The organism is Pseudoalteromonas sp. '520P1 No. 423' (assembly GCF_001269985.1).
Classification (GTDB): Bacteria; Pseudomonadota; Gammaproteobacteria; order Enterobacterales; family Alteromonadaceae; genus Pseudoalteromonas.
Map to the genome: position 1 here is coordinate 3,731,308 of NZ_BBZB01000001.1, position 24,313 is coordinate 3,755,620.

Here is a 24,313-nt window from a genome sequence, read left to right on the forward strand (position 1 = left end):
ATATAAACCTTATATAAATTCAGTGAGGGATTAAGCTAAAGCTTTCTTTTGAGCATCAATAATTTCAAGAATCGAATTCTTTGCTAAACCAGTTAAAGTATCTAACTCTTCAAAAGAGAAAGGTTCGCCTTCAGCAGTACCTTGTACTTCAATTAATTTACCAGTTTCAGTCATTACGACATTCATATCAGTTTCAGCAACAGAATCTTCAATGTATTCTAGATCTGAAATTGCCTCACCTTTATATATGCCAACTGAAATTGCAGCAATCATATATTTAAGTGGGTTAGAGTTAATCATACCTTTATTACGCATATGTGTAAGTGCATCTACTAATGCTACACATGCACCACTGATAGAAGCTGTTCGAGTGCCACCATCCGCTTGAATAACATCACAATCAATTGTAATTGTATTTTCGCCTAATGCACTTAAATCTATAGCAGCACGAAGTGAACGTGCGATCAAACGTTGGATTTCCATCGTACGACCGCCTTGCTTTCCACGCGCTGCTTCACGACCACAACGTGTATGTGTAGCACGTGGTAACATAGAATATTCAGCTGTTACCCAACCTTTACCTTGGCCTTTCATAAAGCGAGGTACGCCCGATTCAACTGTTGCAGTACACAAAACCTTAGTATTACCAAACTCTACTAATACTGAACCTTCAGCATGCATCGTATAATCACGGGTAAAAGTTACTGGACGGATTTGGTTGCTTGTTCTTTCACTTGGGCGCATTATCACTCTTCTCTCATTCAAAATTTTGCCTATTATAAAAGGTTGCGAGTAATTATCAATGAAGGACATCACAAACTATGATGTTCATTAACCTTTAATCAGTTAAATAGCTGTAAATAATATTTAACTAGCTATAATAGACGCAATTTACTTACTTAATATAGTAACAGCTCTCAATTTAGGAAATCATATCCATGATCTATAGTATGACGGCATACGCTCGCCAAGAAGTAAAAGGCGATTGGGGTACAGGTGTTTGGGAAATTCGCTCAGTAAACCAAAGATATCTTGAAACATTTATCCGCACACCTGAACAGTTTCGCGGAATGGAACCAGTAATAAGAGAGCGCCTAAGAAAAGAATTACAGCGTGGTAAAGTTGAAGTTTTTCTTAAATTCACAGCAAACCCTGCCAATGTGGGCCAATTATCAATAAACGAAAAACTCGCTGAGCAATTAGTAAATAGTGCAAAATGGGTTCAAAACCAAAGTCAGGGCGATATTAATCCTGTAGATATTTTACGCTGGCCTGGCGTAATGGAAGCTGAAGAAGTTGATATGAATGCTGCACAAGCTGAAATGCTATCTGCTTTTTCAATGACATTAAATGATTTTAAAGATGCCAGAGCTGCTGAAGGTGCAAACCTAGAAGAAATGATAGCAACCCGTCTAACAGCAATCTTAGAGCAAGTTGATATTGTAGAAAATCATATGCCGACAGTAAAACAATGGCAACGTGACAGACTACAACTAAGATTAGATGAGCTAAATGCCGAAATCGACAACAACCGACTTGAGCAAGAACTAATTTACTTAGCCCAAAAACAAGATGTTGCTGAAGAACTTGATCGTTTAAAATCTCATGTTAAAGAAACACGTAAAATCCTTAAAAAAGGTGGCGCTTGTGGCCGTCGTTTAGATTTCATGATGCAAGAATTTAACCGTGAAGCAAACACTCTAGCCTCAAAATCTATCAACAGTGACATAACAAATGCAGCTGTTGAACTAAAAGTACTGATTGAGCAAATGCGTGAGCAGATCCAAAATATTGAATAATATCCATTACAGTCCATAATCATCCGCTAAAGCCCAGTAATGCTGGGCTTTTGTGTTTTTAACATCCTGATTTATTCAATTCATTTAGGATGAAAACTGCAAAAAGTGGTAGCACGAGTGGTAGTTCGATGACTCGGGTCACCAATGTCGTCCAAATAACCCTACAAATTTGGAGGATATAAATGTTAACCGAATCTTTATTAAAATCTATCATCATAAAGGCTGTCCCAGTACGAGGAATAGCCGATGAAAAAGGTCTATTTTTTTCATTGTCTAAAGCCGGCCATGCAAGCTTTAAATTTCGTTATCAAATAAATGGTAGACGAGCAGTAGTTACAATAGGCCCTTACCCAACCTTATCGCTAAAAGAAGCAAGAAATAAAGCATTAACACTTCGCCACCAGCTTGCCAATGATATTGACCCTGCAATGGAAAAACGTAAAGCACAGTTTAAAACTCGCAATACTTTAAATGCAGTGTTCGAACATTACTTTGATACCATTATCGAGTCTCGATATTCTCATGCGGACCGATTAAAACGTCTTTATGAAATAAATCTCAAAAGACCTTTAGGTAACCGCCCTATCAATGAAATTAATGGATTAGAAATTTCAGATATATTACAAAAGATCAAAAAAGGGACTCGTACACAAGCACCCCGCCCCTCAATTGCTAACAAATCTTTATATCTGCTAAAAGCACTTTTTAAGCATGCCGTGAAATTAGATCTCATTCGACACAATTTGGCATTATCTTTTACCGCCATGGATGCTGGCGGTGAAGAACGACCAAAAGAAAGCTATTTAAAAGAATCGGAGATCACTGTTTTTTTTAAAGCTACAGGATCTATTGGACCTACATTTAGTAGAGATAACTATTTAGCTACTTGCCTGTTATTTTGTACTGCTACCCGAAAAATGGAGCTGTTAGGTGCTAAATGGGAAGAGTTTGATTTCAGTGAGTTACTCTGGACGATTCCAGCAACACGCACTAAACCGAGACGTGAATTTTTAGTGCCATTAACACCACAAGCAGTTGATTGGCTAAAGGAACTAAAAGTAAGAGCATGTGATAATGAGTATGTATTTCCTGCCAGAAAGAAAAGTGCAATACCCCATGTTTATCATGATACGTTAAATCATGCATTTAAAAAGCTATCGTTACCCTTTAAAGTCTCACCTCATGATATCCGCCGAACCACACGAACTTTGTTAGCTAAAATTGGCATCTCTGATCAAGTGGCTGAGATTTTTTTAAATCATAAATTACCAAAAATGCAGCATATTTATAATAAATATTCATTTTTACCTGAAAAACGAAAAGCATTAGAAAAACTATCTAACGCTTTTTGTGAATGTCTACCATCTAAGTTTGAACGTAAAAATGAAACGTTTAAGGGATAAGAGAATAGTTGAAACAGTCTATGAATATAAGCTTTGTGATAGTTACCCACCACTGAGTATATTATTCAGCGTTTCAATGTTTAACTATGCAGTAATTAAACGCATTTTAGAACGGTTCTATCAAGGATAAAATCAGGAAATATGGTAACCCCTGGTTACCATATTATTGGATTAGTCTGCGTTTGAGCTTACAAATTCAAAAATACAACTTTATATAAACTGACAAATTACACGTAATCTTTGAGCTATGTAAAGGTCTGCTATTCCGACATTGCGGTCATTCAGTTGATTCTAAAATAGACTAGGATATGGAGCTATTTAAGCCATAGTCTCTTATATGGCTAACGCCCCGCTTAAATTGTGGAGCTATATTGGCGAATTTTTTGGTATTTTGCAAAAAATATGACAATTCGCGGAATCAAATTTGAAGTGATGGTTAAGCTGCAGACACTCTAGTCTTTCATTAAGTGATAAACCCATACAGCAAGACCCATTAAGCTACTTAGTGTAGCCAATACCGCGAATACTTTGGCAAGTATTGCCCAGTATTTTTTACCAATAAACTGAGTTGAAGAATTCCACACTGCCACACTTATAATAATAAGGTAAATTGAATTTAAACAATCTCCGACTATGATAGATTGTTCATTTTGTAGCTTCGAAACAACTAGAGCTAAGATAGTACCTACGATGAAATAACCAGCCCAAAAAACATCAACCAACCTAAAGCCACCTGATAACAGTTTTATAAAATAATTTTGCTTATTTTCCATTGTTGTCTCAGACATTTCTGAACCTTACTTCTGCAACTTAACGCCTTACACAGCGGAAAATTGTTGGGCGCGAATTTTGCGTTTCTTTGCAAAATGCGTGAACAGTAATTTTTCCGTTGATGTAACTTGTGTACGCCCGGCATGGGCATTTACTAATGAGGTGAAAGTCCTCTGTAGGAAGATCACCGTTTAATAACTAACTTTATGTTATTTAACGCTAACTACTAGCGAATGGCAAGGGCTAAATCGTGAGAGATAGTCTGGAGGAAGCCGCTAGCAAATCTGCGAGTTGATGAACAAAAACATCATATGAGGCGTAGGCTGGAGGCGAGTTGGCACAAGACAACGAAGCCAAGTGATCTAACGGCCACCGTAAATGATGCAGCAGTGCAGAGAAAGTGAATGCAATTATCCGGGGAGATCTGTTTAACATGCAATTGATAAAGCAACCAGTGAGGCAACTGGTCGATCAAGCCTTGGCAATCAGTTTAGTTATCGAATTGATTGAGCGAATAAAGATAATAAATCAATCGCGCTTGTAAGAGAGATCTTATAAGTGATTAATCAGAAGTCAGCAGACGGCATATTAGCCAAATGCTCATCTTAATAGATGAGACATGGTGAAGGCCTGAACATCTTAACTTTAGGAGATACCATAATTGAACTTGAAACCACAAAGATCACCGTGTTGTGATAGTGACTCTCAGCGTTCGACTGTGAATAATACCTTAAATGAATCTAACCAGAACCAATCAACATTAATGATACAGATACTCAGCGACCAAAATATTGGCACTGCATGGCAACATGTGAAAACCAATAAAGGTGCAGCGGGTATTGATAATATGAAGATCGAGGAATTTAACGAGTTTGCTGTGCAACACTGGCAAGGGATTAAATCTAAGATCCTCGATGAAACTTACCAACCTCTTCTGGTTAAACGGGTACGTATTCCCAAATCGGATGGTGGTGAGCGATTGCTTGGGATCCCCTCTGTTATCGACAGAATGATCCAACAAGCCATTTCTCAAGTAATTACTCCGTACTTTGAACCACTATTTTCATCTCATAGTTATGGGTATCGGCCAGGTAAAAGAGCAAGTCAGGCAGTAAGTCATGTTCAATCTTGTGTTAAACAAGGCTTTAAGACTGCGGTTGATATTGATTTATCGAAGTTTTTTGATGAAGTAAATCATGACATGCTAATGAACCGCATTGGTCGTAAAATCAAAGATAAAGCACTAATGCGATTACTCGGTAAATACTTACGTGCAGGGATCGCAGAAATAGAAACAGGTCTTTGGTTCCCATCAGATAAAGGTGTGCCGCAAGGCGGTCCTTTATCACCATTATTGTCTAATATTTTATTAGATGAATTGGACAAAAAGCTAGCCTATAAGCAACTCAAGTTTGCGCGTTATGCCGATGATATTATCATTTTGGTGAAAACCAAAAGCCAAGGTAAACAAGTCAAAAGTGATATCAGTAATTACATAACCAAGCGTTTGAAATTGGTTATAAATGAATCTAAAAGTCGAGTGGGACCTGTGTCTGGCTCTAAATTTCTAGGTTTTACCTTCCGTTATGGTCAGGTGCAGCTCCATGACTCTGCTTTAAAACTATTTAAAGCAAAAGTCAGAAAGCTCACCAATCGTAATTGGGGTATTTCAATGAAACTACAAATTCATAAACTCACTCAATTCTTACGTGGTTGGGGTTATTACTTTTTGATAGCCAATGTTTATCAACTCGCGGTTGATCTTGATGCTTGGATCAGGCGTAGGTTACGCATGTGTTATTGGCGGCAATGGCGAAAGCCACGAACAAAAGTGAGAAGTTTAATTAAACTAGGAGTGAGTGAATATTTAGCTATTTCATGTGGTATCACAAGTAAGGGACCTTGTAGAAGCTCAAAAACCAAAGGGATCAATATAGCGTTCAACAATGATTTTTTGGCTAAACAAGGACTCGTATCATTAAGAGATGTTTGGATAAAGATTCATTACGGGAGATGAACCGCCCATTGCGGACCCGCATGATGGGTGGTGTGGGGGCTGGAGGTTAGAGACCTCCGGCTACCCGATTAGTTGCCAATTACTCTAAATTTTCGATTGCTTTAATTACATTGTCATCCCATTCTCTAACCCAGACATTGGAACCTTTTTTGAAAAGAACGACCCTTTCCATTAAGCCCCCAGAAAATGAACAACTTGCACTGGATTGGTAAATTTTATTAGCAACCCCTTTTAGCGATCGCTCTGTAATTAATCTAACACTTTTTTGAACTGGTACAGAAATGCGAAATTCAATTAATTCGTTTTCTTCATTATCATTTAGCAAACCAGCCTCTGCTTCTGCGGCAAAGATACCTGTAACATAAGCAATTGCAACAACGTCAGCCTCAGCTACTTCCTTTTCAAAATCAAAAGGCGCTGGTCTGCATGCCAATGCAGGGAAACAAATGATGAAGAGTAAAAAAGTTAGAATCGAACGCATAATCTTCCTTGGCAACTAACGCCAACCTCAGAGGCGTTTTGTGAAGTGGTGCGATTGTGCTACGGTGAGCGTACAATTGAGCCACGGAGCAAAACGTCCTATGCAGGTTTTTGTTATGTGTTTTTTTAGGGGGTATTACACATTCATCGAGACGCATCAAAATGAATAATATCACTAGAATGACTGCCCTCCATATGGCAAAGTTCGAAAAGCCCAATCTTGATAGGAGGTTGCTTGGTTAAAGAACTGTAAACTTGAATCGGTTAAATGAAGATTGAAATAGACACCTAAATCCCCCCCTCTAAATCCCATTACCTTTAGGTCTAAACGGCCTGATAAATCTGTATTATATTGAAGACCGAAGCCCATAATTTCGGTTTTGAAACGCAGACTGTTGCTTGTGCCAAATGTCAATCCTCCGGCGGAACTTCCAAATCGTGGCTCTATTCTGCCTAAGGCTCTTATACCTCCATTTGAATAACCGAATTGACCTATATAGCTTGAATGCCCACCTTTAAATTGACCTTCAATGAAGGCTTCAGCACCTCTGTAACTATCAGCTCCAAAACGTCCTGACATTTTCATTATCCCAAGGTTGGCTGAAGGGCGTAAACCACCTCCGGTAAATGTTGAGTTCGCAATTCCACGGGCGAAATTTATCGCACTCATGCCGTGGTAATGAACAACATGTGCGATATCCCCTATTCCTGCCGTCATGTAGCCGACAAATTGCGAATGCATTGAACTATACCCACTTGTATCAACGAAGTTGACTGGGTTTCCCATTGCGTATTCAAAAGGATTCCAGTTTCCCGGTTGCTTGATAATGCTATCAGGACTCCAAGTGACTAAAGGATCAGGACTCAACCACTCGCCAATTTTAGGTGAATATATCCTGTGTTCGGCAAAGTATAATTTTTTTATCTCAGGAATAGAGATCAATCCCGCGTATCCCCATAGGACCGTATTCTCCAATGCTTTGGAGTTTGAAAACTTGCGATTGTTCCAAACTCGTTTATTTCCCCACTCGTCGTATTCCCGGTACCAAAGTAATTCTTCATGGCTCTCAGAATACATTCCAATGATACTACCCAGATGATCTGTAATTACAGGATAAAATTTTCTATCTATATAAACACCCAACAATTTATTGTCGGAAACCACCTTAGTAATATATCTGGATTTATACTGTAACGTATCATCATCAATCTTTTGGAAAATACGTCTATTCGAATCATATACTGACTTGAGCTGATTACCTTGGTCAAAGTACAGATTAATACGACCAATTTTACTGAGAGTCCCTTTATTCCAAGTTAATCTCTTTGCACCTATTTTTGTGACATTACCAAACTTATCGCGTTCAAACTTGGAGAATTTATGATCTATTCTTCTACCGTTTCTTTCTGTGGACTCAAGCCTTACCGAGCTGTTTGTTTCGTGATACTCGTATTCATACTTTGTTAATTCTTCGCTACCAATTTTACTCTTAAATAAGGGCCTAAATATTGCTTTGCTACTAAGATGTTTTACATTGTTGTATGTGTATTTTGAACTATACAGAGTTTGATTATTACCTGATTTAAATGTCATCTCGTCGACATATGCTTTCGGATAGTTAAGATATGATGTATTTAATGTCGCACCGTTAATATAAGTTATTGCTTTAATAACATTTTTATCGTGATACTCAATTTTTTCTATTGCTCCACTAATTGAATGCAGTCCATCCTCCGAATACTCAAGTGAGATATCGCTAATAAGCTGATCTTCATAAAATATTTTTTTACTTCGCAACCTTGAATTGTCATCACGTTCGTACACTACTTTTGTTTTTTCAATTACTTTCTCTTTCAACTCACCTCTAGAATCGTAATTATACGATTCACCTATTTTATGCTTTCCATTATGACTAATCGAGGAAGCAATTTTACCGCCAATATATTTATTAACTATTGTAGAAAATCCAGAAAAAACAGATAAATTACCGTTGTAGTCGTACTGGTACTGGCGACCAGTATCAGTTGCTACTGCGTAGCCATCCTTATTTTTTGCAATCGATTTTGAACTAGTATAACTTTTATCCTTATGTGAGTAGCTCCATTTTGTTACTTCACCTGTAGTGGCCATGTCTCACTTGGCAAATATTCAACCCTACTTTTCATCCATGCTTTTATATCGTCAGCATCATTTGTTGATTCTGTCATAGTATAAGCATGTGATAAGTTTTTACTTTCCTTCGCCTTCTGATCACCATCAAAAACGACCATTATATTATCTTGTTTCTGACGAATGTAATTAGAAGCTAATTGCCGTGATAAGGCAGATGCAGAACCTATGACTTCTATATTTATTCGAGATCTTATTCCACTAGGTAAAACAGCAAGTATCAAAGCTTTAGCTACTTTGTCTTCAACTAAAACTGATAGTTCTTGCTGATTTTCGGCGCTCAACTTTGCAAATGCAAAGTCGGGAGATATTCCTTTGGATACTATAGATTTTCCATTGATAGTTTCAATAAAAACCCTAGCGTCATCTGGTAATTGACTAAAAATATCTTTGGAGTGAGTTGTACATATGATTTGAATTTTTCTTTTTTACATACCTTTTTCAAATGGTTTATGAACTTTTTTTGTGCTTCAGAATGGAGGCCAAGCTCTATTTCATCAATTATAATTAAAGATCCTTCATTCGTTGCATGAATAACAGAGAACACTTCAAACAGTGCATTTTCACCTGCCCCCATGTTGAAGCCTGAATACCGTTTTCCATTACAAACTACTACTGGAAGTCTATATTTAGAATGAGATACATACTTGAATTCATCATATTTTTTTCCAAGTATTTTACCAACAATGTCTTTTACATCATTTTCCCATCCATTTTCAGCACTATATGAAAATGATTTCGAATAACTCTTCGATTGACTTTTTTCGCTGTGAGGTACAATTCTTTCAATACCTAAAAATACAACATCTCTATGTATTCTCCTTCCATAATCAGTCCATTTTCCTCCTTTTTTCTTGCTACGCTTTTGAAGGCCCACACCTTTACCGTCAGGTTTAATACTTGAGGCCCTCCATTTGTTATGCGCAATTCCATAGTAAATTTCAATCCCTTCTGGCGGAATATCATCACTATGCTGAACAAAAAAATCTGCGAATGTATAATATGCTTGTTTTCTATTTGGAAGTTTAAACCCTTTTTTTCCATTATGAAAAGCACAACATGCGAGGGACAATAATGTTGATTTTCCTGACCCATTTTTCCCAGCGATTGCTGTTATTGGGTAATCAAAGTCAATATCGAACGAGGATAACCCTCTAATGATTCCTTTACTAAGTTTTATCTTTCTTAATAACTGATGGTCGTTATCGTTAATAAATCACTTTCTAAGGTTTCTATCTTGGTTGCTTTCTCTATATTTCATATTTACATTCGATTATTGAAGAGCAGTAATGGCTAACATTTGTATAAACGGCACGCACACTTATCAGGTTAGACCTCTTAATATAAATTAAAAATTAGTAACTAAAAATAAATAGCTTAGAGAAAAATAACGTCAAAAACGGAGGTAGTAAAGTGTGCATGCACGCTTTTCTGGTTAGACCTCTACGTAAAAATTACTATTTAATGCTTTATTATCAGACACATGTTGAACAATTTTTAACTAAATAAAGTGTGCATGCACGCTTTGTAATTTATATGCGCCTATTATATCGGTGCATATTTCCCTACGTGCTTGACTATACAAGTTTTATTTTTTAGCAGCAAGACAAAGCGTGCGACCAAAACTCACAAAGCGTGCTTGTTTTATTGTAAATATTTTTGGTACTGTATATAAAAGCAGTTTTAAAATAATTTTCCGTGTCCAAAACTCCATTTTTAAAAGCTTTTAGAAAAGTCATCAGGTTACGTGGATATAGTATTCAAAATTAAAAAATATATAAATTGAATTAAATAATACGGCTTTTTGTCCGCTTCAGGCTCATCGCTGACCTAACCAACTGTGCGATTAGGTCAAATCCAAAATTGAAAAGTGTCAGATTAAATATGAGCTACTACATATTTAATAACAAACTAAAGAGAATTCCCTCTATGAGTTCTCTTTTCGTATTTATAATGTCAGTACAAACGTGTACCAAGCCTCAGGGAGTAGCGCTGAAAACCAGAGCCTGCATAGGCTTTGACAACTTCAAGCTTTTTTTATACACCCTAGTCTAACCTCCTCACCTCATAAAATTATCTAAGTAGTGTTTCCAAGCATAATTCAGTGCAACCACTTTAAAATATATGCTCAAGCTTTAAACTTACTTAAGAGAGAAGCAATGGTATTTCGCAAGAGTGTGTTGTATGCCAAAGAAAAACTAGCCCAATTAACGACTAAACACGGGAATACATTTCAGCTAACTAAACTTATAAATAGTTTGTCTGTAAAATCAACTAAAGGCGAGGTTACTTTTGTTTTTAGGAAACAAGTTAGAAAAAAGCGCCCATATAAAACACTTGGTAAATTAAGTAGCAATTATTCGATCGAGCAAGCCCTTACTGATTGTTGGGAGCATGAATTATGTTTGAAAGAAAACGGAGTCATAAATGAAGATATCTATGAGACTCAAAAACGTATTGATGAAATAGAAACGTGTGATGATATTGCTTGCGAGTTTTCTTACATCATGACGATGTTGATTTTCCTGTGGGTAACGAGCCACTGCAAAGCCTTCCTCATCTTCAACAAAAGTATGTAGGCAACATCAGTCCAATAATAGGTCATATCTTAATTACTGCGATAGATAGAAGGCATATAAACCGAGTAACTAAAAGCATACTAAACAAAGGGAACAGCTCTAGTAAGTATGATTATACCGCATCAGCTAATCATGCTATTTATATAATAAAAAAATTATTAGCATTAGCCGTTGAATACAAATTAACGAATTTAAATGCGGCTGAAAACATGACAGCTAAAGACGTAGGATACAAAGTAAAAAAATCACGTAAAGCACTTATGTTAACTGAGTTAAAAACGTTAATCCATCGCCTAGAGTCTAAAGCTGAAACAGAACCAGCTAACGTTTATGCCATATACTTATTGATCTTACTGGGTCCAAGGAAAATGGAATTAATCAGTGCAAAAGTATCAGATTTCATGATTGATCTGATACCAGTTAATAATGGGCTTTCACTAGTAGAGGTTATTGCTTGGAAGCAGAAAACAACTAAAACAGGAGGCATGAGATCTAAATATATCCCCCCTTTCATGCAAGAATGTTTAAATCGACTAGTTGAGATAGGAAATAGTTCTGATTACTTGTTAACAGCAAGAAAATCAAATAGTAGTAAACCGCATATCAGCTCATCTACACTAAATAAATTTATCAAGCGTATTTCCGGTGATTTAAAATTTTCAGTGCATGAACTAAGGCACACGACAAGAACTCTACTTAGTGTTTTAAGCATTAGTGACGATATTGCCGAGTCCTATATTTGTCACTCTAAAAACAACTATATGCATGATATTTATCACCTTTACCCTGAAAGAAAAGAGGCAGCAATAAAGCTATCTAATTACATAGAAACGCTTGTTAAGTATGTTCGAGAGGAAGATAAATGATGGTGTCTATATTTAAAAAACCAGAACCTTCTTAGTCGTTAAATGAAGTATTAGCATTACTTGGCTATAAAAAATCTTGGCTATACAAACAAATTCAGTTAGGAAATTTTCCTTTGCCAGATGTCAAAGTTGGCAAAAAAAATCAATGGCGTCAATCAACTATTTTACGATATCGAGACTACGCTGCACAAAAAAATGGAGCCTATAAACAAGCAGTAACTAGCTGGGGTGTTAGTGCTACTATCAATGGTTCTGCAACATATTGCAGGTTTTCATTCAAATATTAAATGTGGAGCATAAATTACGAGATGGAAACTCTGCAAGGTATTGCAGAGTTTCCATCAGTTAGCCTGCGCTCTTAAGCTCTTTCATACAACTAATATGACCATATTTCAGCGATAACTTGCAGAACTACCCCCTATTTAGTTTTACTTCTCTATTGCAGGATAATTAACACTCTGCGAGGAATAATATGCAGGTAATAAATTAGTTACGGTTAAGCTTTTGCCGTAAGTTAGCATGCCCTTGTAATTATATAGAACGCTTTATAAACCTAGCACTGATTTTAAACCCTCCTGGCGCCAATAACTTATTGAGTACTGACAAGCGAGGATCTGTATTTCCTTTTTCAATATCACGTAATGTTTTATCTGAAACTTTAATAAATTTTGCATACTGTGTTTGAGTCATACCATATAATGCTGTGCGAATAGTTTTGATCACTTCACCATGAGAAATAGTGTTTTGTTCTAAATTACTTTCTAGCTTAGCTAAAATTTCTTTTCGCTCTGCAACAGATAAATTAGCCATCGTAAACTCCCATATCCTTTAATTTATTTTTTATGTTGTAAAAACCTATGGCTGGAAAATTTAAAATCTCTTCAGGGCAATTTAGCTTCTCCAACATAGTGGGTAGCTCAATCAGTTTTTGGGCAATTGGCTTTATAAAATTAATCAATTCTGCTGGTTCACAAAAATCAGCAAGCTCTTTCGATACATTTTCAAAGTTTACTTGTCCACTTCTTTCACAATCCTTTTCCCACTTAAATAAACGAGTCACTATTTCAGGATCAGCTTTCATTGGCGCAAAATCATAAATAGGAGCAAATTGGATATCGCCTTCTAATTTTAAAAACGAAATATTTCGACCATGATTATCCGAATTACCAAAAACTAAATTTAAAAAGTCTCTCACGACATACTGCTTTGCAAATTCAGCACTAGTCATTTTTGTATCACTTTTTATTCGACTCCAAACTTTTTCCATCACCTTAAAATGATCATGATAGCTGCCTGGCTCTGCATTAATGATTGAGTAAATGCTTTCTAATCCAATTCTGGTTGCTTCATTATTTTCGACTCGAATATCAAAGCGAGGTAACCATAAGCTAACTTGTCCTTTATGTTCTAATATTTTCAACCTAGACACTTCAATTGTTTCAATTTCAGTTTCTAATAAAATATCAGTTAAGACTTTATAATAAATACCTTCCGCTTTTAATAGATTGTTATCCCTAGACGTTCGATTATTTCTCGCAAATTTGGTCAAATAAGGTGTAGCCGTTAATGATTTTCCGGCAAAATCACCATCTATATAAACTTCCTCATCTTCTAGCATAAGTAATAACTTAGGTGCTACTCCACCAGCACCTGTTGCCCCACCAACGGCTGCCCCTTGCTCATTGGCATACTCAAGAAAGTCGTGCTGTAATTGAATTACATCATTTATTGGAAAGCGAAAGTTATTATCTGCAAGCTTCTTAGGTACAGACTCCTTAACTCTAAGATTACCCACTGGCGACATACAGGCATGTGTTAATAAAGTGAAGTTTTGCTTAAACTCATCGGCACGGCTTACATTCAAAAACTTCAGCCACCAATCTCTAGATTTTCCTACAGGTAAAATATCATCGAGTAATGCAGGCCAATTCGTATATTCTGTTGGAATAATACTGATAGGAGCATTAATAGAACATGCCCAGCAATCTTTAATTTCATAACTAGCTACAGATGCAATATAATCAGGATAGTAAGATAAAATTACACTTGAACTTACTTGTTCATATGTAAAGCTTAGTTCAGCAGCATCCCACCACTTACCTTGATTGAATAATTGAAGTGTTACATTTGGCATATATCGACCAGTAGTTTGTTACCGTTAATATACAAATAGTAGCACAACAACGGTAGAATACTACCGTTTAAATTAAAAACACCACTAACAAACGGTAACAAACTACTTTTCTAAATATCAGCTATTATGGGAATAATGAGCAACCCTCAAAACTATATAGTTTTACTTATCTTTTTAACGACTTCTTATAGTTTCTGTATTTAAACTTCTTACAAGTTAATTAACAGCGGGAATAAGATGAAAAATTTCACCAAAATACAGCGAATTGCAATCGCTATTCTTTTAGTAACAAAGGGCGTTAAAAGTGAAGAACTGGAACCTCTAGGATAACAAAAAGTCAGGCTGACTCATGGGCTAGATATTTACTTGATAAGCACATCACTTTTCAAGATGCTCTGGATATTTACCATGAAGGAGATACAGAGGTGTCTATCAACCATTTATTGACTTTATGCCTAGATCAACGCTTTTTTACAAAGTCCCCCAAAAGTTCTGATAAATTACAAAAAAATTAATAAAAGCTGGGTTAATCCCAGCTTTATTCTTGCTGTTAAAGAAATCTCAGTGCATCGTCCAAAGCTACTATTTTACGAGTTCCTCTGCCCACTAAGATATAATGTGTATTACCAGTAGCAAAAATGCAATTGTCATATATATTAATCATTGCTGCTGTTCGAACCCAACCTCCTACGGGAAACCGCTCTAGTTCATCAAAAATAATTGTACTACCTTTAATAACCAGAACATTAGATTCATTAAGCTGAGGAGGTGGCTGAACATCCCAAATCATCCAATCCTTAACCACACATACTGGTTTATTTGATTCTATCTGCTTGCTCTTTTCTTTCATTTTATCAATTTGAGATTCAGAACAACCAAAGTCTGTAATAGCTCCCGGTTCATTTAATACGCCCGCTAATCTAGCAATCTCTTTTTTTAAATCGTCAGTCATAATTACCTCTATAGGTTAAAAATATGACTAGCTTGAATCAAGTTTCCGACCTGTCAAAAATCCTACTTCGCATTTAAAACACGTACAAAATCGTTTTAGCTGGAATATTACAGAAATGGATGATTTATTTTGCCTGTGGAATCAGCATGCAAAATGCAAGACCTGATAATCATATAGAAAGCTCCTAAGTGTTAAGCGTAAAGTATGTGCCGTCCAAAACACTTTTACGAACACTAGGAGCCTAAGATGAAACTATATGGTGGAATTGATTTACATTCAAATAATAGTGTATTTGCTATTAAAGATGAAAATGGTGAAATTAAAGCAAGAAAAAAATTACCCAATGATTTAAATATGATTTTTCAGTTTTTAGGCTCTTTTGAAAATGAATTAGTTGGCTTGGTAGTTGAGTCTACTTTTAACTGGTATTGGTTAGTCGACGCTTTAATGGATGCTGGATTTTGTGTTCATCTCGCCAATACGACAGCGATCCAGCAGTATTCTGGTTTGAAATATGCTGATGATAATAGTGATGCTGCTTGGCTGGCAGAAATGTTGAGATTAAATATTCTACCTGAGGGGTATATCTACCCAAAAGCAGAGCGAGCAGTACGAGATTTGATGCGTAAACGGATGCAACTTGTTCAACAAGCCACGAAAAACCTTTTGTCCATCCAGGGGCTATATATGCGTCATTTGAGTTATAAACTGAGTAATAACAAAATAAAACAACTCTCAGCTGAAGACATAGAAAAAGATTTTTTATCAACAAATGTTAGTCAGGCTACAGTTTGCAACCTAGCTGTAATGAACTGTCTAAAAACACAAATTAAGACGATTGAACGTGTCATATTAGAACAGGTTAAATTAAGAGCGCAATTCCAACAACTGACTAGCATTGATGGTATTGGTAATATTTTAGCCCTCACTATTATGCTTGAAACTGGTGATATTAAGCGTTTTGACAAGGTAGGTAATTACGCATCTTATTGTCGATGTGTCAGTGGTGCTCGTTACAGTAATGGTAAAAAGAAAGGCAGCACAAATTCAAAAAATGGCAATAAAGATTTGGCATGGGCTTTTGTTGAAGCCGCTAGCTTTGCTATCAGGTATAACAAAACAGTGAAAAGTTATTATCAACGAAAAGCAGCAAAAACAAATCAAACTGTTGCGATAAAAACAGTGGCCCATAAATTAGCGAGAGCTTGCTTTTATGTTTTGCGAGATGACGTGCCTTTTGAAGCTAAAAAAGCTTTTTGTTAACAGAATTTGGTTAAGGTAATGAGTTATACAAGGGGTTGGAAAAACCACGAGACCTGATTAAACCTTTACCTTAACCATTCCAATTTAATTGTAAAAATGAGTATGCCCAAAGTTAAAGCCATAACGGGTTGGATTGCCTTTAGCAGGCAAAGCCATAGATCTGTTAATTACAGAAACTTCTGTAAAGAACTGGATTAACTTTGGCACTAAATAATTACTGAGGCTTTGTAGCCAAGAGCAGTAGTCATCCAGTTTATTGGCTGACTACACCGCTTTAATTCAGATGGGTGACTGGTGCATATTCACACCAACATTGTGATTTTTAGGTGCGTATTAATAAATAATTGAAATTGGCGGTACAAAAAACATTTTTACTTGGTTTTTAATAAAAAACACAAGAAAACACACATGTCTGCTTGACCGGAAATTTCTAATGGGTGACCCCATATTTCTTTCACTGACCCCATATTTCTTTCATGAATTAAGTAAAAATTAGCATTGTAACTATAGGATCATAACAACTAAATGGATAAGCCGTTTACACCCAATTTATGTGAGCTAGCAGACAGTATGGGGATCGCTATGTATCAGCGATTCACACCTACTGAAGCATCACTATTTTTACGGTGTCCATTAGCTGAAATCACTAAGCTACAGACTAATCATCAAATCGAGTTTATTCAAGTTACCGAAAAACAAACTGAGTTTTTTGGTTTTCAATTACTAAATTACCAACTAGGTAATATACAGGTAACAGTTCAGCCTTCAAACCACAACCATACGCATGCCTCTAATTCTTCATTGCCAGATAAAATAATTCGTTCAAAAGAAGTGCAAGAATTAACAGGGTTATCACGAACTACAATATGGCGGTTAGAGCGTACTGGAAAATTTCCTGCACGTGTTGCTTTAACAGCTGGTAGTATTGGTTGGCGACTGACTGAAATTCAGGAATGGATTAAGAAATGTTGAGCCCGACTTTTATTATATATTAACTAGCAAAGTTTGATTTCACTATATCCAATAAAAAAGATTAATTAATAATCTATGAATTGACTTCAAACCATTGTAATAAAGGCTCGTAAATTGATAGTATTTAAGCTTAACAAATAAAAACTATAAACAATCTCAGATATTTATAAAAACATGTTAAACGCATGAATATTCATACTTTTCTATAAGGATGCTGTCAGTAAAAATGAATAATAACTACGGAATAAATATTGGTAATTTACAAAACTCTGAAGGCATTAAATTACCTTTAATATTACCCCTATCAACTGGCGGCTTTATAGTTGAGTATTCATTGGATAAGAGCCAAGAAGCATTACAGTTTATACAAAAACTAACACTTTCATATATTACAGCGCTTTCAGAACAGTTAGTTACTATCCATACTTTTGATTTTTCATTAAAAAATCCCTTCAAAGAATTAGCGCAACTTAAAGATACTGGAATATACAATTCTTACTCAGAAAAAAAAGCGCTGAAAGCATATGAAGAATTAGAAGAGCTAGTTCGGTATCGACACTATGAATTATTGACGGGCTATGAAGATATTCACTCATATAATCAGAACTCTCCACAAAAAGAAAAATTCCATATCGTTTTGTGGAATATTGAACACATTGTCAGTCAGTTCGGTACAATAAAAGATATTAAATCTTTTATTGAAGCAAGCCGTGAAGCAGGGGTTTATATTATTGCTTATGCTTCTGATGAAGCATTAATAAGCTTAAGCAATAACGACCGAAAAGAAATTGTTAAATCTTCACAAATTATTTCTACTGCTTATAGTGTAATTAAAATAAATGACAAACAAACACAATTAATAGCAGTTGATGATCAAACAATAAAGTTAAAAGAACTTATCAAACGTTTTAAATTTAATCATAACGTCGATACTGACAACGCAAAAATATACCAACAAGCAAATGACATCAAAGAAAGGCTACTACTTGATTCAAATGATAAATCTGAAGATTTTTTACGTATCCCTATTGGTACTACCTTAGACGGTCGTACGGAAATTAACTTTTCATTAGGAGATCGTTCAAGTGTTTACCATGCATTTATAGCAGGCACAAACGGTACGGGGAAAACGACTTTAATCAACAATATAATTTTAGGTATTGCTGAGAACTTTACAGCAAACCAAGTAAAACTATATCTGATGGATTATAAGCAAGGTGTTGAATTTCAAGTTTTTGAAAAACACCCTAACTGTGAGCATTTATTTCTAGATAATACCAATGTAGCTGCTGCTATAAACTTAATAGATGATTTTGCAAATTTAATTAATACTCGAAGTGAGTTATTTAAGGATGCAGCTGTTAGTAACATAGATGACTATAATAAAACACAGTCTAGTAAGGTCATTCCTCGAATAATATTAGTAATAGATGAAGTACAACGACTGTTTTCCGGTGGTTATAAAGAACAAAGTCATTTCGAACAACAGCTTGAATATGTTGTTCGACAAGGAAGAAGTTTCGGCATTCACATTATTATGTCTACCCAGACTTTAACCGGAGCAAATATTAGTCCAGCTATAATGTCGCAAATTCCTCTTCGTATAGCTTTTAAACTAATTGGTTCTGAAATATGGAAAATTTACGCATCTAATAATGATGAACCAGCAAGACTCGGAAAATACCAATTTATATACAATAACGAAGCAGGTGAAAAAACAGGTAATACCATTGCCAGAGCAATGCCCCCAAGAGAAGTTTCCAGCATTTTGTCTACCGTTATAAGTAGCAGACATAAAGAAGAAATGATTTTTCCAAAAATATCAAATAAAACTACGGCCACTTCAACGGAAGAGGCTGAAAAAAGAGAATCATCCCATGATATTGAAAACGTAGCTTCCATTGAAATAGATAAATTTCAACCGTTTGATTTAACTGAATACAGTGAAATGATGGATAAATTAAATGTAACTGAAGAGGTTGCTACAAATAATGAATAATCATCCAGTTTACGATAATTATGAAAACTACCTCGAATATGTATTTAGCGCATTAGATAATAATTCTTGGAAAAAAAGTAAGGCTCAAGATTCTATTGAAGGATTTCAGCATTACTTAAAGGAGTTTTTTGATGGTAAATTTATTAAAGAAGCTCAACAGCAAATAGAAGACTTAAAATTTGATAACTCCCTATGGGAAAGAGCTAAGCAAGGTGACACCTTAGAAAGTCTTCAGTGTTATTTAGACAAAAATAAAAAAGCTAAATTTATTGATATAGCTAAAAAACGACAAGATCAGATAAAAAAAGAAGAGCATATCTGGAATGAAATACTGGAAGAATATACTGAAGAAACATTCGGTGAGTATTTAAATACATACCCAAATGGAAAGTATGTTCAGCAAGCAAATAAATATATTGGTTATTTCATTAATGATAAAGCAGATTGGAAAAAAGCAAAAAATGCTAACACTATAAATTCTTATGAAGAATATTTATCTAACCATCAAGAAAAAGGTGTATACGCACTAGAAGCCAATGCAGCAATAAAGAGATTACTAGCAGAAGATGCTAATGCTTGGGGTATGGCTTGCAATGAAGACACTTATAATAGCTATAGTAAATATATTGAATTATTTAAAAGTGGCCAATACTTAACCGAAGCAAATAAAAAAATAGAAGAATTTAAAAAAGAAACCAGCCTTTGGGAGACAACACAAGAAATAGACTCAATTGAGACATATGAAAATTATTTATCAAAATACCCTGAAGGTTCTTATGTAGACAAAGCACGCACTCAAATACTTTTTATAGAAAAGGATGAAACTGAATGGAACATTGCCCGCTCTAATGATTCAAGAGTAAGTTATGAGAAGTACCTATCTAATTGTATAAATGGAAAATATAAAAAAGAGGCTAAAAATAAGTTAGAAGCTTATGCAAGAGAGAATAATGCTTGGCAAAAAGCTATAGATATTAATACTCTTCAATCCTATAAAACTTACTTAAGGTACTACCCTAATGGGGAGAATATCGTTAAAGCAAATAAGAAAATTACCGCTTTTACAAACGATGAAAAGGCATGGGAAAAAGCATTAAAAGAAAAAGATCTAACATCCTATCAATTATACCTACAAAAATTCCCAGAAGGCTTTTATCACAAGAAAGCGAGTGAATATATATTAGCAATTCAAGAAGATGAAAATGAATGGGTAAAAGCGGTAGAAAAAAATGTAATTACAATATATCAACATTATTTAAAAAACTTTAAAAATGGTCTTTACATAAGTCAAGCTAACAAAGCAATAGAAGTCATAACTAAAGACAACAAAGCTTGGGAGTATGCAAAGAAAGTCAACTCAATAAGCTCCTATCAAGATTACCTAAAATCATACCCTAAAGGCAAATGGACTTTATCTGTAGAGAGAAAAATATTTGAACTTGAGCTAGATGAGTCTAAATGGAAGAAAGCTTTTCAAGATAACAAATTAAGTAGCTATGAAGCATATTTGAAAGAATTTCCTGATGGTCTTTATAGTACGGCTGCTAAAGAAAAAATTAAAGAAGTAGAAGACACGGAAGCACTATTTGGTATTGGAGGAATTATATTGATAGTTTCTATAATTCTCTGGTTTTTCGATACACCAGATACAGAATTTAAAATTTCACCAGGACACGCTACAGTTCGCATTAATGATGCTTATTCTGGTGACATTAATGATGAAAGAAATGGAGATTCACCCTATTTCCAAGTGGATTATGAATTAGAAGAAAAATTTAATGATATTGAAGTAACAGCACCAGGATATAAGACAGTTACTAAGCGAGTAAAAAAAGGTGAGAAAAAGGTATCCATAACATTGGAAAATGTTTTTGAAAAAGCTAAAAAATTATTTGCTAAAGGAGATAAAAAAACAGCCTTTACCGAGTTCAATAAAATATCTGATGACCCATTAGCCTATGTATACTTAGGTTTTTTATATCGAGATCTGGAAAATAACCACAGAGAAGCTTATAAATATTTTAATAAGGCCGCAAATAAAAACATATCTAAATTTTCGAATGAGTTTTCACATTGTAATGTCGCTAGGTATTTAACCTCGGGATCACATGGAGAAGTAGATATACGTAAAGCAATGAAGTACCAAAAGCGAGGCTTTCCAAATGAAGTTAAATGCAACAAGCTAAAAGAAGAATTAATATTTCTTACTGAGACGTTTAAGGAAGCTAGGGGCTTATATTCAAAAGAAAAATATCAAAAGGCTTTTAAGTTATTTAAAAGTATTGAAAAACATGATGGAGCTTGGTTTTATTTAGGGCGGTTATATAAGTCTCAAGATAAAAACTATCAAAAATCCCATTTTTACTATGAAAAATCCTGCATATTAAAAGGGAGTGGAGCCGCTTGTAATAATCTTGGAGTTTTATTTGATAATGGGGAAGGAGTAAAGCAGAGTAATAAACTTGCGCTAAAATATTATGAAAAATCATCTTCATTAGGTGATGATTACGGTAACTGTAACGCTGCAGAATTCTATGTTGATAATAGTAAAGGATTACCAATGAATGCAAGCAGAGCAAAAAAATTACTCTCTTCAGGTTTTCCTGATACAGAGTACTGTAATAAACTAAAAGAAAAAATAAACAAGCTATAAATATGTCTATTAATTTAAATACATGTATTTTTAAATTGGTCTTAAAATTGGTAACTTCATGAGTAAATTAAATAAAATTTATACAGGGGATTATTCTGAGGAAGGCTATATTGCGGGCATCAATAGCTCTGAGAAGAATAAACCTAAAAATAAGCTTGGTGTTATAAAGGCTATACATCCAATTAATTATGCTTGGCAGTTTTCAAATGCGTATCAATCCTATATGAGTAGTTATGATAAGGGCTATACAGACGGTCAACGTAAACAAAATGATGTCCACTACAAGAATTCAAGTAAAGGTGAAAAAATGCAATCTGCTAATCAAAGCTTTAATCTTCAATTACAATTATTACAAGAATTTGAAAGGAACCTTAATACACTAAAGGAGTACCTTGCTGTGATACCAGAAAACTATGGACAGCAAATCAATGCATCAGCAAGCTTAGGTTTTGTTGATGATTATGTTAACGGGTTGACTAAAAGACAGCGAGATTTTGCCAATAAAATATCTCAAACAATGTCCCTAATCGAACAGCAACGTTCTCGAATAAATGACCTACATAAATCAGAAATCAATAGACTACGACAGCTTGCACAGCAATAAAGGAGTGTGAAATGAGTAAACTAACATTAGCAAACCAATTAGGTTGGTCTATTACGACTATGGATCAATTAAACGAAATAGGTGAAAAGCTTAATGATTCTGCAAATCAATATAACGATATTGTAAACCAATTGAGTACTTCAGATTATCTTGGAGAAATGCTTGATGATATACAGAAGATGAACAATATCTTTCAAGAAGATATTAATGGACTAAAAAAGCATATTTATAACGAACACATGACATATATTGAAACTCAGATAAAAGGTATTAAGCAATCCCTAGATGCCTTTAGCTAGGTTTACTCAATTAGAGCACTCTCACTAAGTGGTGACATGATTGGTGACACAAAATTAAATTCACTATGTTAATTTAACTTAACATAATGAATATTATGCGTTTTAAATTAACAATGCGTGAGCAGATCCAGAACATAGAATAGAAGTTTATTCACCATATCAGAAAACCGCTTTTACAGCGGTTTTTTCATTTATAGCCATTCTGTCAAAATCCATTTAAAATATAGAAAACTTTATAGCTTTATTTTCATTGCTATAAAAATATTTAACATTGAACAATCGAGAATACTGATGTCACAAGTTCGCGGAAATTTATTTATCTTATCAGCGCCATCAGGCGCAGGTAAGTCTAGCTTAATTAATGCTTTATTAGAGCGCCACTCTGATATGAAAGTATCAGTTTCTCATACTACTCGCCAACCACGCCCAGGTGAAAATAATGCAGAGCATTATCACTTTGTTGCAGTAGATGAGTTTAAAAAATTAATTGAAGCAAATGATTTTTTAGAATGGGCTCAAGTTTTTGAAAACTATTACGGCACTTCAAAACAAAGTATAGAGTCTCAACTTGCTCAGGGGATTGATGTATTTTTAGATATCGATTGGCAAGGCGCGCAACAAATGAGAAAAGTACTACCAGAAGTGCAAACTATCTTTATTTTACCGCCTTCTAAACAAGAGCTAGAAAACAGACTTAATTCTCGCGGCCAAGATTCAGCTGAAGTAATCAAATCTCGTATGGATAAAGCGCAAGCTGAAATGTCTCACTACAATGAGTTTGATTTTTTAATCATTAACGATGACTTTGATACAGCTTTATATCAGTTAGAAACAATTGTTTTTGGCCAAAGATTAAAGCAAAGTAACCAAGCTTTGAAGTTTAATAGCTTAATTAACGATCTTTTACCTGCATAAAGTAAAAATTGTTTGGCTAAATCTCGCGCTTAAAGTAAACTACACTACTTGCGTAAATTAAATTTTTTGAATTTGGGAGTACTCGATGGCTCGTGTAACTGTTGAAGATGCGGTAGATAAAATTGGTAATCGTTTTGATTTAATCTTGGTTGCGGCACGTCGTGCTCGCCAAATTGCTACTGGTGGCAAAGATGCTATGGTAGAAGAAGAAAACGATAAGCCTACAGTTATTGCTCTTCGTGAAATCGAAGCTGGTTTAGTAACTAATACAAGTTTAGATAGCATTGAGCTTGCTGAAGAGCAAAATCAAGAAGCTGCTGAACTCGCTGCTGTGGCAGCAATTGTTGGTGGAAACCAATAGAAAGCATACTTTTTAACAGTCTTTAGCTTTTAATACTAAAGGCTGTTAATTCACTTCTTCACTTCCAGCTTATTTC

Annotated in this window: 23 protein-coding genes; 14 read left to right on the top strand and 9 right to left on the bottom strand. The window is 35.0% G+C overall.

The window, feature by feature from the left end; all coding sequences use genetic code 11:
• Positions 1–30 precede the first annotated feature (30 nt).
• A complete protein-coding gene (gene rph / locus PSA_RS17050; protein ID WP_042153314.1) occupies positions 31–744 on the bottom strand; it encodes a ribonuclease PH in 714 nt (237 codons plus the stop codon).
• A gap of 194 nt (positions 745–938) precedes the next feature.
• Here rph and PSA_RS17055 point away from each other — a divergent pair, with 194 nt between their 5' ends.
• Together PSA_RS17055 and PSA_RS17060 are read left to right on the top strand one after the other, a co-directional pair.
• Complete coding sequence (locus tag PSA_RS17055) at positions 939–1,799, top strand: YicC/YloC family endoribonuclease (RefSeq protein WP_042153316.1); 861 nt, start codon at positions 939–941, stop codon at positions 1,797–1,799.
• A 182-nt stretch (positions 1,800–1,981) separates the two neighbouring features.
• Positions 1,982–3,202 (top strand): site-specific integrase, encoded by a 1,221-nt coding sequence (locus tag PSA_RS17060; RefSeq protein ID WP_052380280.1) that lies wholly within the window; start codon positions 1,982–1,984, stop codon positions 3,200–3,202.
• 452 nt (positions 3,203–3,654) lie between these two features.
• On the opposite strand, the gene PSA_RS17065 is transcribed toward PSA_RS17060, so the two are convergent.
• Positions 3,655–3,990, bottom strand: coding sequence for a hypothetical protein (locus PSA_RS17065; protein WP_042153319.1), 336 nt, complete (start codon positions 3,988–3,990; stop codon positions 3,655–3,657).
• Positions 3,991–4,634: 644 nt separating this feature from the next.
• On the opposite strand from PSA_RS17065, the gene ltrA reads away from it, so the two are divergent.
• Positions 4,635–5,990, top strand: coding sequence for a group II intron reverse transcriptase/maturase (ltrA, locus tag PSA_RS17070; protein WP_059364969.1), 1,356 nt, complete (start codon positions 4,635–4,637; stop codon positions 5,988–5,990).
• Between the two features lie 79 nt (positions 5,991–6,069).
• Here ltrA and PSA_RS17075 read toward each other — a convergent pair whose 3' ends face one another.
• From PSA_RS17075 to PSA_RS17090, 4 genes are all read right to left on the bottom strand, one after another.
• The gene (locus PSA_RS17075; RefSeq protein WP_042153339.1) at positions 6,070–6,471 is read right to left on the bottom strand and encodes a hypothetical protein; all 402 of its coding nucleotides are present in this window, start codon (positions 6,469–6,471) and stop codon (positions 6,070–6,072) included.
• Between the two features lie 174 nt (positions 6,472–6,645).
• Positions 6,646–8,601 (bottom strand): RHS repeat-associated core domain-containing protein, encoded by a 1,956-nt coding sequence (locus PSA_RS17080; protein WP_042153342.1) that lies wholly within the window; start codon positions 8,599–8,601, stop codon positions 6,646–6,648.
• Positions 8,580–8,924, bottom strand: coding sequence for a hypothetical protein (locus tag PSA_RS17085; protein ID WP_052380281.1), 345 nt, complete (start codon positions 8,922–8,924; stop codon positions 8,580–8,582). Before PSA_RS17085 ends, PSA_RS17080 begins: the two co-directional genes overlap by 22 nt.
• A 38-nt stretch (positions 8,925–8,962) precedes the next feature.
• The gene (locus tag PSA_RS17090; RefSeq protein WP_082305767.1) at positions 8,963–9,853 is read right to left on the bottom strand and encodes an AAA family ATPase; all 891 of its coding nucleotides are present in this window, start codon (positions 9,851–9,853) and stop codon (positions 8,963–8,965) included.
• A 946-nt stretch (positions 9,854–10,799) separates the two neighbouring features.
• Here PSA_RS17090 and PSA_RS17095 point away from each other — a divergent pair.
• From PSA_RS17095 to PSA_RS25370, 3 genes are all read left to right on the top strand, one after another.
• Positions 10,800–11,219 (top strand): hypothetical protein, encoded by a 420-nt coding sequence (locus PSA_RS17095; RefSeq protein WP_042153345.1) that lies wholly within the window; start codon positions 10,800–10,802, stop codon positions 11,217–11,219.
• Positions 11,168–12,085 carry a tyrosine-type recombinase/integrase gene (locus tag PSA_RS17100; protein WP_127924256.1) on the top strand — a complete coding sequence of 306 codons (918 nt, stop codon included), beginning with the start codon at positions 11,168–11,170 and terminating at the stop codon, positions 12,083–12,085. The genes PSA_RS17095 and PSA_RS17100 overlap by 52 nt, the downstream gene beginning before the upstream one ends.
• A 113-nt stretch (positions 12,086–12,198) precedes the next feature.
• Positions 12,199–12,372, top strand: a complete 174-nt coding sequence (locus PSA_RS25370) for a hypothetical protein (RefSeq protein WP_157575788.1) — start codon at positions 12,199–12,201, stop codon at positions 12,370–12,372.
• Between the two features lie 244 nt (positions 12,373–12,616).
• On the opposite strand, the gene PSA_RS17105 is transcribed toward PSA_RS25370, so the two are convergent.
• The 3 genes from PSA_RS17105 to PSA_RS17115 form a co-directional block, all read right to left on the bottom strand.
• Positions 12,617–12,895 carry a helix-turn-helix transcriptional regulator gene (locus PSA_RS17105; protein WP_042153351.1) on the bottom strand — a complete coding sequence of 93 codons (279 nt, stop codon included), beginning with the start codon at positions 12,893–12,895 and terminating at the stop codon, positions 12,617–12,619.
• Positions 12,888–14,219, bottom strand: coding sequence for a HipA domain-containing protein (locus tag PSA_RS17110; RefSeq protein ID WP_042153354.1), 1,332 nt, complete (start codon positions 14,217–14,219; stop codon positions 12,888–12,890). Before PSA_RS17110 ends, PSA_RS17105 begins: the two co-directional genes overlap by 8 nt.
• A gap of 550 nt (positions 14,220–14,769) precedes the next feature.
• Entirely contained in the window at positions 14,770–15,171 is a 402-nt protein-coding gene (locus PSA_RS17115; protein WP_042153358.1) for a hypothetical protein, read from the bottom strand.
• 246 nt (positions 15,172–15,417) lie between these two features.
• On the opposite strand from PSA_RS17115, the gene PSA_RS17120 reads away from it, so the two are divergent.
• From PSA_RS17120 to rpoZ, 8 genes are all read left to right on the top strand, one after another.
• Positions 15,418–16,434: an IS110 family transposase gene (locus PSA_RS17120; RefSeq protein ID WP_059364971.1), complete on the top strand. Its 1,017-nt coding sequence runs from the start codon at positions 15,418–15,420 to the stop codon at positions 16,432–16,434.
• A 525-nt stretch (positions 16,435–16,959) separates the two neighbouring features.
• Positions 16,960–17,406 (top strand): AlpA family transcriptional regulator, encoded by a 447-nt coding sequence (locus PSA_RS17125; RefSeq protein WP_042150489.1) that lies wholly within the window; start codon positions 16,960–16,962, stop codon positions 17,404–17,406.
• Positions 17,407–17,632: 226 nt separating this feature from the next.
• Positions 17,633–19,405, top strand: a complete 1,773-nt coding sequence (locus PSA_RS17130; RefSeq protein ID WP_042150491.1) for an FtsK/SpoIIIE domain-containing protein — start codon at positions 17,633–17,635, stop codon at positions 19,403–19,405.
• Positions 19,398–22,058, top strand: coding sequence for a tetratricopeptide repeat protein (locus PSA_RS17135; protein WP_042150494.1), 2,661 nt, complete (start codon positions 19,398–19,400; stop codon positions 22,056–22,058). Before PSA_RS17130 ends, PSA_RS17135 begins: the two co-directional genes overlap by 8 nt.
• A gap of 58 nt (positions 22,059–22,116) precedes the next feature.
• Positions 22,117–22,662, top strand: a complete 546-nt coding sequence (locus tag PSA_RS17140) for a hypothetical protein (protein ID WP_042150498.1) — start codon at positions 22,117–22,119, stop codon at positions 22,660–22,662.
• 11 nt (positions 22,663–22,673) lie between these two features.
• A complete protein-coding gene (locus PSA_RS17145) occupies positions 22,674–22,961 on the top strand; it encodes a hypothetical protein (protein ID WP_042150502.1) in 288 nt (95 codons plus the stop codon).
• Between the two features lie 291 nt (positions 22,962–23,252).
• A complete protein-coding gene (gmk, locus tag PSA_RS17150) occupies positions 23,253–23,876 on the top strand; it encodes a guanylate kinase (RefSeq protein WP_042150505.1) in 624 nt (207 codons plus the stop codon).
• An 85-nt stretch (positions 23,877–23,961) separates the two neighbouring features.
• A complete protein-coding gene (rpoZ, locus tag PSA_RS17155) occupies positions 23,962–24,237 on the top strand; it encodes a DNA-directed RNA polymerase subunit omega (RefSeq protein WP_042150508.1) in 276 nt (91 codons plus the stop codon).
• Positions 24,238–24,313: the final 76 nt, after the last annotated feature.